Annotated in this window: 12 protein-coding genes; 5 read left to right on the top strand and 7 right to left on the bottom strand. The window is 70.8% G+C overall.

Annotation, left to right across the window (positions count from 1 at the left end):
- Nucleotides 1-104: 104 nt before the first annotated feature.
- On the top strand, nt 105-1,265 hold the full coding sequence (locus AC6LJ9_RS05320) for an FAD-dependent oxidoreductase (RefSeq protein ID WP_498146718.1): 1,161 nt from the start codon (nt 105-107) through the stop codon (nt 1,263-1,265).
- Nucleotides 1,266-1,484: 219 nt separating this feature from the next.
- A complete protein-coding gene (locus AC6LJ9_RS05315; RefSeq protein ID WP_498146717.1) occupies nt 1,485-1,778 on the top strand; it encodes a hypothetical protein in 294 nt (97 codons plus the stop codon).
- Nucleotides 1,779-1,799: 21 nt separating this feature from the next.
- Here the strand turns inward: AC6LJ9_RS05315 and AC6LJ9_RS05310 are convergent, their stop codons facing one another.
- Both AC6LJ9_RS05310 and AC6LJ9_RS05305 read right to left on the bottom strand, forming a co-directional pair.
- A complete protein-coding gene (locus AC6LJ9_RS05310) occupies nt 1,800-2,582 on the bottom strand; it encodes an alpha/beta fold hydrolase (protein WP_498146716.1) in 783 nt (260 codons plus the stop codon).
- A 49-nt stretch (nt 2,583-2,631) separates the two neighbouring features.
- On the bottom strand, nt 2,632-3,873 hold the full coding sequence (locus tag AC6LJ9_RS05305) for an MFS transporter (protein WP_498146715.1): 1,242 nt from the start codon (nt 3,871-3,873) through the stop codon (nt 2,632-2,634).
- A gap of 156 nt (nt 3,874-4,029) precedes the next feature.
- On the opposite strand from AC6LJ9_RS05305, the gene AC6LJ9_RS05300 reads away from it, so the two are divergent.
- The 3 genes from AC6LJ9_RS05300 (at nt 4,030) to AC6LJ9_RS05290 (ending at nt 7,228) form a co-directional block, all read left to right on the top strand.
- The gene (locus AC6LJ9_RS05300) at nt 4,030-4,956 is read left to right on the top strand and encodes a LysR family transcriptional regulator (RefSeq protein WP_498146714.1); all 927 of its coding nucleotides are present in this window, start codon (nt 4,030-4,032) and stop codon (nt 4,954-4,956) included.
- A 338-nt stretch (nt 4,957-5,294) separates the two neighbouring features.
- Nucleotides 5,295-5,717: a tripartite tricarboxylate transporter TctB family protein gene (locus AC6LJ9_RS05295; protein ID WP_498146754.1), complete on the top strand. Its 423-nt coding sequence runs from the start codon at nt 5,295-5,297 to the stop codon at nt 5,715-5,717.
- The gene (locus tag AC6LJ9_RS05290; protein ID WP_498146753.1) at nt 5,717-7,228 is read left to right on the top strand and encodes a tripartite tricarboxylate transporter permease; all 1,512 of its coding nucleotides are present in this window, start codon (nt 5,717-5,719) and stop codon (nt 7,226-7,228) included. Before AC6LJ9_RS05295 ends, AC6LJ9_RS05290 begins: the two co-directional genes overlap by 1 nt.
- A gap of 66 nt (nt 7,229-7,294) precedes the next feature.
- On the opposite strand, the gene AC6LJ9_RS05285 is transcribed toward AC6LJ9_RS05290, so the two are convergent.
- From AC6LJ9_RS05285 to AC6LJ9_RS05265, 5 genes are read right to left on the bottom strand one after another with little or no spacing between them, the layout of a single operon-like run.
- The gene (locus AC6LJ9_RS05285; RefSeq protein ID WP_212319258.1) at nt 7,295-7,738 is read right to left on the bottom strand and encodes a hypothetical protein; all 444 of its coding nucleotides are present in this window, start codon (nt 7,736-7,738) and stop codon (nt 7,295-7,297) included.
- 60 nt (nt 7,739-7,798) lie between these two features.
- On the bottom strand, nt 7,799-9,253 hold the full coding sequence (locus AC6LJ9_RS05280) for an efflux transporter outer membrane subunit (protein ID WP_498146713.1): 1,455 nt from the start codon (nt 9,251-9,253) through the stop codon (nt 7,799-7,801).
- Nucleotides 9,254-9,263: 10 nt separating this feature from the next.
- The gene (locus AC6LJ9_RS05275) at nt 9,264-10,184 is read right to left on the bottom strand and encodes an efflux RND transporter periplasmic adaptor subunit (RefSeq protein WP_498146712.1); all 921 of its coding nucleotides are present in this window, start codon (nt 10,182-10,184) and stop codon (nt 9,264-9,266) included.
- A gap of 16 nt (nt 10,185-10,200) precedes the next feature.
- Nucleotides 10,201-10,395, bottom strand: a complete 195-nt coding sequence (locus AC6LJ9_RS05270; protein ID WP_498146711.1) for a DUF1656 domain-containing protein — start codon at nt 10,393-10,395, stop codon at nt 10,201-10,203.
- Nucleotides 10,389-12,473 carry an FUSC family protein gene (locus AC6LJ9_RS05265; protein WP_498146710.1) on the bottom strand — a complete coding sequence of 695 codons (2,085 nt, stop codon included), beginning with the start codon at nt 12,471-12,473 and terminating at the stop codon, nt 10,389-10,391. The genes AC6LJ9_RS05270 and AC6LJ9_RS05265 overlap by 7 nt, the downstream gene beginning before the upstream one ends.
- Between the last annotated feature and the right edge of the window lie 101 nt (nt 12,474-12,574).

The following is a 12,574-nucleotide window of genomic DNA, read 5'->3' as shown; positions in this document are numbered from 1 at the left end:
GGAACAGAATCCTCGGCATGCGCGGCTACGCCACGGCACTGTACTGCGACGCCGGCGTTCCCGCCAGAACCTTGCAACCGCAAGACACGCATATCGGAGTTCACATGCCCATCAAGCACGTCGCCATCGTCGGCGCCGGCATCGGCGGCCTGGCCGCCGCGCTCGCCATCCGCCAGGCCGGCCTGAGCGTCTCGGTCTACGACCAGGCCTCCCGACTGGAGCCGCTGGGCGCCAGCCTCACCCTCTGGCCCAACGCCATGCGCTGCCTGCGCGCGCTGGGCGTGGCCGAACCGCTGCTGCGCGCGGGCGCGCGGATTCTGTCCACCGAGGCGCGCTCGCTGCGCGGCGAGATGCTGGCCTGCGTGCCCATGCAGCGCTTCTACGACGAGGCCGGCGAACCCGGCATCTGCGTCACGCGCGCCGACGTGCAACGGGTGCTGCTCGACGCGCTGGGCGCGGAACACGTGACCTTGAGCCGTCGGCTGGAATCGCTGCGCCAGGACGCCGGCGGCGTGGCCTTGCGCTTTCGCGACGGCGCCGAGGCGCGGGCCGACCTGCTGATCGGCGCCGACGGCCTGCGCTCCACCGTGAGACGCCTGCTGTTCGACGACGGCCCGCCACGCTACGCGGGCTATGGCGCCTGGCTGGGCCTGAGCGCCATCGACCATCCCCGCCTGGCGCGGGAAAGCGCCGTCGAGATCTACGGCGCCGGCGAACGCCTGGGCGTGATCGACTCGGGCGGCGGCCTGTATTACTGGTATTTCATCGAGAACCGCGCGCAGCCGGTCGATGGCGTCGTCCATTGCACCTCGGGCAGCCTGCTGCCCCGGCTGGTGGACTGGCCAGACTATGCACGCCAGCTGGCCACGTCGACGCGCGCCCGCAGCCTGCAATACCTGTCGTTCTTTCACCGGCCGGCCCGCCGAGGCCCCTGGGGCCGGGACCGCGCGCTGCTGCTGGGCGACGCCATCCATCCCTACCTGCCCAACCTGGGACAGGGCGCCTGCCAGGCCATCGAGGACGCGCATGTGCTGGGCATCCTGCTGGCGCAAGGGCTGGAGGATCAGCCCTTGCTGACCCGCTATCAGTCCGCGCGGGCGCGCCGCACGGCCATGCTGGGACGCGATTCAGCCAGGGTGGGGCGCTTCGCCCAGGTCGGCGGCCCCACATCGAGCCGCCTGCGCGACCTGGCGCTGCGCAGCGTGCCCGATTGGGTCCACGCGAGGCGGACGCGGCAGCAGTTCGGCATAGGCGACACGCGCTAGAAGAAGGAGGACCCGCCACTGAACACCTCAATCCGTCTCTCGATAGACCGCCTGCATGATCACTTTTGTATTCGGACACATTTCTGGAAAAGCTGATATGCAGATGATAGGATTGCGGCGCCCTGCAGGTGCAGGGCATGCGCACGTCAATCAAACTCAACGGGACGGTATATGCTTATCTGGCGCGGGTATGGTCTTTTGGTGTTAGTCGCACTCGTCGTGGGCATCCTGCTATCCACCTACATCGAACGGCACTTTCTGGAAGCGTCCGTTCTCGCGACATATCCCAAGCTCGCAGATTGCATCGGTCTGTGGCTGGGCGCGGCGATTCTCTATGGCATCAGCCGACTGGTCGATCGCAGCAACGAACCCCGCACGTTCATCGACAAGGCAACGGGCCGGGAAATCGTGGTCCAGGCCAAGCACGACCTGTTCTTCATTCCGCTGAAGTACTGGCCGCTACTGCTCATGGCGCTGGGCGTCGTCATGCTCTTCACGGAACGCAAACTCTAGCCCCCTTCCTGGCCGGCAAGCTCAGTCCCTCGCCCTGAGCCACTGCCCCACCACGTCCAACACCACGCGGCCCTGCTCGCGGTGCGGCACGTGGCCGCAATTCTCCAACAGCAGGTGACGGCCGCCCGTCAGCGCGGCGATGCGTTCGGGGTGCGCGGGCGAGCCATACTCGTCCACTTCCCCGTGCAGCGCCAGCACCGGGCAGCGCACCTGGCGCAACGCCTCGTCCAGGGTCCATTCGGTGAATGCGGGCGAGAGCCAGTTGTCGACCCAGGCGCTCAGCACCCAGGCGGCTTTTTCGCCGTGGTATTTCTTCAGCCGGTCGAGCTGGCCAGGTTCGGCGAAACCGCGCTTGGCATCGGCCACGCCGGCGACCGTGCGGTCCTCGGCGAAGGCCTGCGCCGATTCGGTGATCAACGCGCGGCAGTCCGAGGCATGGCGCGCGGCGACATTGACGGCCATGCCGCCGCCCACGCTGTGGCCGAACGCGACGAAGGGGCCGATGTCCAGCGCATCACGCAGGCGAGCGAAATCGCCATCCGCTTCCTCTTCGATGAAGCCCCGGACCAGCGTGGCCGGATTGGGGTCCGACAAGCCGAAGCCCAGCCTGTCGTAGGCAATGACCGCGCGGCCGGTTTCACTGGCCAGCTGTTCGGGAAAATCGCGCCACAGCGCCACGCAACCCAGCGAGTCATGGAACAGCACGATGGGCGCGCCGGCCGCGCCGACCGGATCCCAGCGCCGCGCGTAGAGGCGGCCCTTTGCGGTATCCACGTGAACATCCTGGCTTGCGATGACAGACATGTAGCGATTCCTGTGCCTGCGCGCGGACCTTCCGCGCGCCATGGCCGGATTATAGGAAACGGCGGATCGCCTGAGCGCCGCGCCCCCGGGCCTGCCGGCCGCCGCGCGGCCACAGCAGCGCCGCGATGGCAGGAACCAGGCAACTCGCCGCCAGCAGCAGATTGGCTTGCAAGCCCAGCGCGTCCACCGTGGGCACGCCCAGCAGCGAACCGGCGGCGATGCCCAGGTTGAAGGCCGACACGAACCAGGCCGTCGCCGGCTCCACCGCCTCCGGCGCCGCGCGCAGCATCCACAGTTGCAGCGATACCGACACGCCACCGTAGGCCAGGCCCCAGGCCAGCAACAGGACACCCGCCGCCAGCGGCCTGTCGCCCAGCCAAGCGTGCAGCGTCAGCACCAGGGCCAGCGCGGCGACGATGGCCAGCAGCACCGGCCGCACCCGCCGCGCCGCGCCCAGGCCCGCGACGAAGTTGCCCGCCACGCCCGCGACGCCATAGGCGAACAGCAGCGGCCCGATCCAGTCCTCGGCGAAACCGGCGCGCGTTTCCAGCAGCGGCCGCACGAAGGTATAGGCCATGAAGTGCGCGGCCACCAGCGACAGCGTGATGACGACGCCTCGGCGCAATCCCGATTTGTGCAACGCGGCCATCAAGGCCGGGGCGCGCAGCGAGCGGGCCGTCGGCAATGCCGGCAGCAACCGCGCGTTCAGCGCCAGGGCCAGCAGGCACAGGCCGCCCATCGCGCCGAAGGCCGCGCGCCAGCCGGCCAGCGCGCCGATGGCCGCGCCCAGCGGCACGCCCAGCACCGAGGCCACCGCCACGCCGCCGAAGATCACGGACGTGGCCAATGCCACGGCGGCCGGCGGCGCCAGGCGGCCCGCCAGCCCGCCGGCGATGGACCAGATGCCGCCGATGCAGAAGCCCACCAGCGCGCGCGCCGCCAGCAAGGCGGGCAGGTTCGGCGCCAGCGCGCTGGCCGCATTGGCCAGCGCCAGCGCCGCCAGCAAGGTGCACAGCACGCGGCGGCGGTCCGCTGCGCCCGCCCACAGCACCGCCAGCGGCGCGCACAGCGCGGCCAGCAGCGAAGGCACGAACAGCAGCAGGCCGCCCATGCCCGTGGACATGCCCAGTTCGCCGGCGATGGGCGCCAGCAGGCCCACCGGCAGCATCTCGGACGTGACCACGCAGAATGTGCTCAGGCCGGCGGCCGCCACGGCGGGCCAGTTGGCGCGTTCGGGAGTAGCGGGAATGGCGGCGGCGGACGCCGGCGCGGTGGTCGTGGCGGAATTCATGTCGGATCAATGGAAAAAAACAGCGGCGCGTTGCCGGATGCCGCGCCATGCCCAGCGCGGGAAAGCGGAACCTGTCGGCCCCTGATGTGCTGTCCCAGTCTACTGATTCCATTGCGCTGATAAAGTATCTGGATTACCAAACACTGGGGACAATCCGTGGACAATAAGACCCTGGCCGGCATCGACCACATCGGCGATCTGCGGGCCTTCGTGCGCGTGGCCGACGCCTGCAATTTCACGCTGGCCGCCGAACGCCTGGGCCTGACGCGCTCGGCCGTGGGCAAGTGCGTCGCCCGGCTGGAGGCGGGACTGGGCGTGCGCCTGTTGCACCGGAGCACCCGCAGCGTCAGCCTGAGCGACGAGGGCCGGCTGTTCTATGAACATGCCACGCGCATCCTGTCGGAAGTGGACAACGCGGCCGGCGCGATGGCGCGCCGCAAACAGGCGCCGCGCGGCCGCCTGCGCATCGACGTGCCGGTGTCGCTGGGCCGGCTGCACGTCCTGCCCCTGGTGCGCGAATACCTGGACCGCTGGCCCGAAGTCGAGGCCGAGCTGAGCTTCTCCGACGACTATACCGACCTGGTGCGGGACGGTATCGACCTGGCCATCCGCATCGGCGGCGACGGCGACAGCCGGCTGGTGCGGCGCGTGCTGGCGCCGCACCGCCTGATCACCTGCGCATCGCCGGCCTACCTGGCGCGTCACGGCATGCCGGCGACGCTGGATGAACTGCCGCGCCACCAGGCCCTGGCCTTCGTCCATGCCGGCGCCGTCGTGCCGTGGCGCTACTCGGCCGGCGGCGAGGAGCGCCAGCTGCATGTGGCGGGACGCCTGCGGCTGGGCAATACCGAGGCCTTGCGCGACGCCGCGCTGGCCGGCGCGGGCATCGCGCAGCTGGGCGCGTTCCTGGTCGGCGAAGACCTGCGCGCCGGCCGGCTGGTGCCGGTGTTGGAAAACATCGCGCCGCCGGGCGCGCCGGTCTGCGCCATCTATCCGCACCGGCGCCATCTGCCGCCCAAGGTGCGCCACCTGATCGACGCCATCGCCGCGCGCTGGAAGGCGTCTGCGCCCTGGACGGTCTGAGCGATTCAGTCTGCGTTCAGCAAGCTGTTGCTTTGACGCCCTAGGTGTATACGCGTAGCCGCGCATTTCCCCACTTTCCCGACAGCCGGCTGAAAGCGCCGGCCCCTAGTATCGCGCTCAGCGCATCCCGGGCGGCACGCGGCACAGCATGCCCCCGGATGCGCGAACGCCGCCGCGCGGCGCCGGCCACGCGCGCATGGGCAGGCCACGCCAGAGGGTCCCGGATGCGCATTGCGGCGGCGACAAGACCAACCAGGGATATTCGGAAGGAAAGAGGAAATGAAGCCACGCGCACGCCCCCTTGGGGCGATACGGATGGAGGCCCGTCCGTCATGAATATGAACAATCGCAATTTCGTCAGGGGCCTGTTCCTGATCGCCTTCGCGCTGATCTTCGGCGGCGTGGCGACCACCTATCCCCTGGGCACGCTCAGCCGTTCCGGCGCCGGCATGTTCCCGCTGCTGGTCAGCGGCTGCCTCGCGCTGATCGGCCTGATCACCGTCATCCGCTCGCGCTACGTCGAACCGGCGCCGCTGAGCTACAGCATCAAGAACATCGCCATCATCCTGGCCAGCCTGTGCGGCTTCGTGCTGATCTCGCACTTCCTGAACATGCTGCTGGGCATCGTCTTCCTGGTGTTCTGCTCGACGCTGGCCGGCACCTCGTACTCGGTGGCGCGCAACGTCAAGATTTCGGTCGGCCTGATCGCGGTCGCCTTCGCCTTCAAACATCTCCTGGGCCTGGGGCTGCCGATACTATGATGGACATCCTCAACAACCTCGCGTTCGGCTTCGAGCACGCGCTGACGCTGGAAAACCTGATGTACTGCGCGCTCGGCTGCACGGTCGGCACGCTGATCGGCCTGCTGCCCGGCCTGGGACCGCTGTCCACCATCAGCCTGCTGCTGCCCATCACCTACACCATACCCACCGGCGGCGCGCTCATCATGCTGGCGGGCATCTACTACGGCGCGCAGTATGGCGACAGCGTCAGCGCCATCACCATGAAGATCCCGCACGCCAGCAGCATCGTGGCGTGTATCGACGGCTACCAGATGAACCTGAAGGGCAAGACCGGGCTTGCGCTGTTCACGGCCGGCCTGTCCAGCTTCATCGGCGGCACCGTGGCCATCGTGGTGCTGTCGACCATGGCGCCGGCGCTGGGTGAAGTCGGCCTGCTGTTCGGTCCGGCCGACTACTGCGCGCTGATGCTGCTGGGCTTCTTCTGCGTCAGCTTCGTCAGCGCGGGCAGCCTGCTCAACGGCCTGGCCATGGCGCTGATCGGCATCCTGCTGGGTTCGATCGGCACCGACGTCAACAGCGGCCTGGCGCGCTACACCATGGACATGGCCTTCCTGCAGGACGGCGTGGGCCTGATCAGCATCGCGCTGGGCTGCTTCGGCATCGCCGAGATCGTCAAGAACCTGGACGCGCGCAACACGCTCACGCCCTTCAACGGCAAGATCAAGCTGCTGCCCAGCTGGCCGGAATTCAAGCGCATCATTCCCAGCGCGCTGCGCGGCAGCGTCATCGGCTCGGTGCTGGGCATCCTGCCCGGCGGCGGCCCGACCATCGCGCAGTTCGCCGCCTATGCCGCCGACAAGCGCTTCAGCAAGCACCGCGAAGAGATCGGCAGCGGCGCGATCGAGGGCGTGGCCGGCCAGGCCGCGGCCGACGAGGCCGCCGCGCGCACCAGCTTCATCCCGCTCATGGCCATCGGCATTCCAGAGAACGCCGTGATGGCGCTGATGCTGGCGGCCTTCATCGTCAAGGGCATCCAGCCCGGCCCCAACATGATCGGCACCCACCCGGACCTGTTCTGGGGCCTGGTCGCCAGCATGTGGATCGGCAATTGCTTCCTGCTGATCCTGAACGTGCCGCTGGTGCGCTACTGGCTGTCGGTGTTCAAGATCCCGTACACGGTGCTGTTCCCGTCCATCCTGTTCTTCTGCTGCATCGGCACCTTCAGCATCAACAACAGCCTGGACGATATCTACATCACGGCCGTCTTCGGCGCCATCGGCTACCTGTTCATGCGCCTGGGCATGGAACCGGCGCCGCTGATGCTGGGCTTCATCCTGGGACCGATGCTGGAAGAGAACTTCCGCCGCGCCATGCTGCTCAGCCGCGGCGACTTCAGCACCTTCGTCACGCGCCCGATCAGCGGCACGCTGTTCGGCGTGATCGGCCTGATCGTGCTCTGGCAGCTGGTGTCCTTCATGCGCAACAGCCGCAAGAAGGGCGTACCGGCGCTGCGAACGCAGGAAGAGTGATCGTCTCTCCGAATGCCGCGCCGGACGCCCTGGCGTCCTGGCGCGCAGGCCGGCTCGGCGGCGCGCTCAGCTGATGTTCTCCCACCCCTCCAGGCTTTCCCGGCGCGGCAGCGACGGATACGTCAGCCGGCGCGTCAGCGCCACCGCCTCGTCCAGCGTGGCCACGGCCTCGTGGGGAATGCCGAAGGCCTTGACCGCCACCTCGCCGTGCTGCGCGGCCTGCTCGCGCCGTCCCGCATCGGGCTCCACGCTGATCAGCGCCTTGCAATAGCGCGCCAGCCGCTCCTTGTTCTGCTTGAGCCAGACCGCACGATGACGGCGGTCCTCGGTGGATTCGTCGGCGCGCAGCTCCACATAGGCCACCGAAAAGGGCTGGCCGTGGCGCAGCAGCGCGAGCATCTCCGCTTCCCACTGCGGCGCATAGCCGGCCCGCGCGGCCTCCTGGTCGAACACGCACAGCGGAAAACGGCTGACGTCGTGGATCTTGAAATCATCGGGGTTGAGCTTCATCGGGATCTCCAGTGAAAGCGCGGCGCGGGTCGGGCCCGCGCCGCGAGGGCTTGTTTGCCTTCAACTGCCATCGGCGCCGGACGCAGGCGCGACTTGCGCCTCCCAGCCCGCGCCCAGCGCCTTGTACAGGCCGATCGCGTGCCGGCTGCGGGCCAGCGCATTCAAGGCCAGTTCATCGCGCGCGCGGTAGGTGGCCTGCTGCGCGGCCAGCACCGGCAGATAGCCGCTCAGCCCGCTGCGGTACAGCCGCGTCGCGCGGTCCTGGGCGGCCAGGCTGTCGCGCACGGCGGCCGACAGATGGGCCTGGCGCTCGCGCTCGGCATTCAAGCCGGCCAGCGCGTCCTCCACGTCCTGGAAGGCCCGCCGCACGCTGTGTTCATAGGCCAGGCGCTGCGCCTGGGCGCCGGCCTGCGCCGCGCGCTGCCCCGCCTCGGCCCGCCCGCCGTCGTACAGCGACTGACTGGCGCCGGCGCCGACCGACCAGGCCACGCTGGCGCGCGAGAACAGATCGCCGACCAGGCTGGTCGCGCTGCCCAGGCCCAGCGGAATGACGAAGCGCGGAAAGCGTTCCGCGGCGGCCACGCCGATCCGCGCCGTGGCGGCGGCCAGCCGGCGCTCCGCGGCCCGTATGTCGGGCCGGCTGCGCAGCATCTCGGAAGGCAGGCCGGACGGCAGGGGCGGCGGCTCGGGCATGCGCGCCGGGCCTTGCGCCAGCGCGTCCTTCAGTTCGCCGGGAAAGCCGCCCGTCAACACGCCGATCGCATGCGCCAGCCGGGCCTGCTCCTCGCGCAGCGCCGGCAGGCGGGCCTGCCCCAGTTCCAGCTCCGCGCGCGCCTGGGCCGCCTCCACGGCCGTGCCCAGGCCGCGCTCGTAACGCGTCTGCGCCAGCCGCCGCGCGGTGTCCAGCGAGGCCACCGTGTCGAGCGCGATCCGCTGCCGCTCCTGGGCCGAGCGCAGCGCCACATAGCTGGAGGCCAGCTCGGCCAGCAGGCTGACGCGCAGCGCCCGGCCCTCCTCTTCCTCGGCCTGCGCCTGCGCATCGGCGGCCTCCAGCGCGCGGCGGCGGCCGCCAAACACGTCGATCTCCCAGCTGGCGTCCAATGCCAATCGATAGGTCCTGGTTTCGCCCAGGCCCGGCGGATAGCGCAGGGCCGTGGACGAGCGCGTAGCGGACGCCTCGGCGCCCGCGCCCGCCTCGGGCCCCAGGCGGCTGGCGGCCTGGTCACGCTCGGCGCGCGCCTGCAACAGGCGCTGGCGCGCGATCGCCAGGTCCTGGTTGCGCGCCAGCGCCTGCGCCACCAGCTGGTCCAGCAAGGGATCCTGGAACGCGCGCCACCAATGGACCGGATCCGAGGCGCGGCCGACGCCCGGCAGCGGCGTGCTCCAGGCATCGGGATGGTCCGCGGCGGGCGGCGCGTAGTCCGGCCCCACCGCCACGCAGGCCGCCAGCGCCAGGCACAAGGCAGCGGCGGCGAGCCGGCGCGCGAACGCATGAGGGAAGTTCGGTTGCGTCATCGCCCGTCTCCTACATCAGCGCGCGCAGCCAGTCCGCCAGCAGGCCGCGCGCCACGCGCGGCTGCCCCGGCTCGCCCACATCCACGCTGCATGTCATGCCGGCGGCCAGCAGCACGCCCTCGGGCACCTGCTCGATCTCGATGCGCACGGGAATCCGTTGCGCCAGCCGCACCCAGCTGAAACTCGGATTGACCGCCGGCAGGCCGTGATCGCCCACGCCGTCGTTTTCGTCGGCGATGCCCCGGCCTATGGACGCCACGCGGCCAGTCAGCGGTGACTCGAAGCCCATCAGCCGGATCCGCGCCGGCGCGCCGGGCTGGATCCGGCGCAGCTTGGTTTCCTCGAAATAGCCGGTGATCCAGAAGCTGCCGCCGTCCAGGATCGTCACGTCCGGCTTGCCGGCCACGGCATAGTCGCCCCGGCGCAGGCGCAAATGGGTGATGTAACCGTCGACCGGCGCGCGCAGCACGCTGCGCTCCAGGTCCAGCTCGGCGGACGCCAGCGCCGCCCGCGCGCCGCGCAACTCGGCCTGGGCGATGGCCACGGTGCGCCCCGCACGCCGGATGTCCTCCTGGGGCACGATGTCGTCGAGCCCTGCCCGGCGCCGCGCCTCCTCGGCGCGCTGGCGCAGCGTTTCCTCGGCGGCGGCCAGATGCGCACGCGCCTGCTCCACCGCCAGTTCGAAGCGCCGGGGATCGATGCGATACAGCACGTCGCCACGGCGCACGCGCTGGTTGTCGTCCACCGCCACCTCGGCCACCGTGCCGGACACTTCCGGCGCGATGCGCACCGAATGCGCGCTGACGCGTCCGTCCCGGGTCCAGGGCGCCAGCACATAGGCGTTCCAGAGCGCGGCGACCAGCAGGCCCGCCGTGGCGACGACGGCCAGGGTCAGCAGTATCCGGAGGGATTTCTTCAACATCAGGGGCATGGCAATCATCTTTGGATCAGGCATAGAGAAGCAGCGCCGACGCCAGCGCCGCCGACACGGCGATCTCGAACAGCGCCGGATGCCACACGCGGCGGGACAGGCCGCTGCGCGCCAGCAGCGCGCGCACCAGCCAGCAGGCCGGCGCGGCGGCGACGGCGTAGACGAACAAGGGCGGCACGTAGATGCCAGCCACGGCGAACTCGCTCAACATGCCTCGGGCTCCCGCGAAGTCTCGGCGTCGAAGTACGCGGCATGCCCGCGCGCCAGTGCATGGATGTCGGCGAACGCGGCCATGACCTTCTGCACCTGCGCGCGCTGCGGCGACGCCGCGTCGGCATGGCGCGCCAGCAGCCGCGCCGTGCGTTTCGCGTGGACCGCCGCGCGCGAGGGCGGACCCGGCTGCCGGGCCAGCCGCTCCAGGCCCTGCATGGCCGCGTGCTGCGCGCCATCGGGCAGTTCGCGGCGGCGCAGCGCGCGCCGGATGCGCAGCACCTCGCGGCCCAGATGCATCGCGGCAAGGCTCTGCGCCAGCGCCTCGGACAGGAGGGCCGGCCGGCTCCTGAGCAGCGCGCCCAGCTGGGCCACCCGGTGCTGCTGGCGTTGCTGCCAGGCCTCGGGCCGCGCGTGGCCGCCGCGCAGCAGCGCCAGCGCCTCGTCGCGCACCGTGGCCCGCAACCGGGCGAGCTCGCGCGCCGGATCGCGCGGCAGGATCAGGCGGAACGCCAGCAGCGCGAAGATCGTCGCCAGCACCCAGGCCGCCGCGTAGTTCAGGAACGCAGGCAGGCCGTAGTGCATGGGATTGCTGGCCGCCGTTAGCGTATTGAAGGCCACCAGATAGGCCAGCCCCGCCAGCGCCGTGGCCGGCGCGCCGGTGGCGTAGACGCCCGGCAGCCAGAACGCGGCCAGGACCAGGACCAGCAAGGGAAATCCGTCGATCAGCGGCAGCACGCCAAAGGCGCAGAAGGCGGCCGCCGGCACCGCCCACAAGGTGCCGCGGACAAAGGCGCGCGCGCCGGCGACCGGGTCGGGCGCGGTCGCCAGCAGCGCGCAATACGGCGCCAGCACCAGCAGCATCATGTCGCCGTGGGGCCAGCCCGTGCCCAGCCAGAACAGGCCGGCCAGCACGATGGCCAGCATGGAACGCAGGCCATTGCGCAACGCCCCGCCATAGTCGCGGTGAAAGCGGACCGGCACGACGCCGCCGCTTGCGCCGGCCGACGGTCGCGCCAAGGCCTGCAGTCCCGCCAACGCATCCAGGTAGGCGTCGATCTGCTCGAGCAGCCGGTCGGCGCCGATCAGCAAGTCGGCATCCGCCTGGGCGTCCGGCAGCGGGATCGCCGTCGCCGCCGCCGCGCAAGCGCCGCGCGCGTCCTCCAGGATGCGCCGCGCGGCGAACGCCCCCGCCGCGCCTCCATCCAGCGCCCGGGCGGCCTCGTTCCAGGCCCGCGCCAGCGGTTCCCGCAGCGTCGCCAGGGCCTGGGCGGCGGCGCCGGGCGGCAGGGTCTCACCCGCGCCGACCAGCGCGCCGAACAAGGCCGCCATGCCGTTGCGCACGGCGGCGGCGCACCGCGCCAGCTCATCGGATTCGGCCTTGCCCAGGGCCAGCAGGTCGTCCACGCCGTAGATCTCGCCCACCAGCCCCTGGCGAACGCGCTCGCCGTCAGGCGCCGCAATGGCGCGCGCCACCCGCGCGGCCAGGCCGGCATACGCCGCCTCCAGCCGGGCGCGCACGCCGCGCCGGCTCAGCAGCGCGGCGACCAGCGTCAGGCAGGCCACGCCCACGGCCACGGTGGAGCCGCGCGCCATCACATGTTCGAAGGTGCGCTCCGGATGGCCCATCGCGCCGTAAGTGGCCAGGCCGATGGTATAGCCGGCCACCACCACGCCGGAGGCGCGGAAATGGCGCAGCACCGTCATGCCCGCCACGCACAGGCCCAGCCAGGCGCCGAAGCCCAGGATGAACAGCAGCGGCATCTGTCCGGCCGCCGCCATCAGCGCGAAGGCGGCCAGCATGCCGATCAGCGTGCCGATGAAGCGCCACATGCCCTTGCCGATCACCGCGCCCTGGTTGGGATTGATCACCAGCAGCACGGTCGAGGCCGCCGAGTATGGCGACTCCAGCTCCAGCAGGTAGGCCACGCCCAGCGCCAGCGCCGCCGCCAGCAGCGAGCGCGCGACATAGGCGGCGCGCGGCGTGGCGATGTCCAGCCGCTGCAGCAGCGTCCAGGCGCGCGAGGCGGCGCCCGGCCAGGCCGGGGGTTGCGGCCGCGTATCCTGTGCCGTGGACATGTTCCGTCGCTCCTCTGTTGCTGCGATGGAAAAAGTCTACGGAGGCGCCCGGGCGCGGAGAAGTCGAGATTTCGCACGCCAGCAATGCGCGCGGCGCATGC

Source organism: Achromobacter sp. 1011811831 (assembly GCF_059760905.1).
This window is presented reverse-complemented; position numbering and strand designations above follow the sequence as displayed.

Excerpts from the sequence above, each read along its gene's own strand:
- AC6LJ9_RS05320 (WP_498146718.1), top strand. The coding sequence starts at position 105 with ATGCCCATCAAGCACGTCGCCATCGTCGGCGCCGGCATCGGCGGCCTG.
- AC6LJ9_RS05310 (WP_498146716.1), bottom strand. The coding sequence starts at position 2,582 with ATGTCTGTCATCGCAAGCCAGGATGTTCACGTGGATACCGCAAAGGGC.
- AC6LJ9_RS05305 (WP_498146715.1), bottom strand. The coding sequence starts at position 3,873 with ATGAATTCCGCCACGACCACCGCGCCGGCGTCCGCCGCCGCCATTCCC.
- AC6LJ9_RS05295 (WP_498146754.1), top strand. The coding sequence starts at position 5,295 with ATGAACAATCGCAATTTCGTCAGGGGCCTGTTCCTGATCGCCTTCGCG.
- AC6LJ9_RS05290 (WP_498146753.1), top strand. The coding sequence starts at position 5,717 with ATGGACATCCTCAACAACCTCGCGTTCGGCTTCGAGCACGCGCTGACG.
- AC6LJ9_RS05285 (WP_212319258.1), bottom strand. The coding sequence starts at position 7,738 with ATGAAGCTCAACCCCGATGATTTCAAGATCCACGACGTCAGCCGTTTT.
- AC6LJ9_RS05280 (WP_498146713.1), bottom strand. The coding sequence starts at position 9,253 with ATGACGCAACCGAACTTCCCTCATGCGTTCGCGCGCCGGCTCGCCGCC.
- AC6LJ9_RS05275 (WP_498146712.1), bottom strand. The coding sequence starts at position 10,184 with ATGCCCCTGATGTTGAAGAAATCCCTCCGGATACTGCTGACCCTGGCC.
- AC6LJ9_RS05270 (WP_498146711.1), bottom strand. The coding sequence starts at position 10,395 with ATGTTGAGCGAGTTCGCCGTGGCTGGCATCTACGTGCCGCCCTTGTTC.
- AC6LJ9_RS05265 (WP_498146710.1), bottom strand. The coding sequence starts at position 12,473 with ATGTCCACGGCACAGGATACGCGGCCGCAACCCCCGGCCTGGCCGGGC.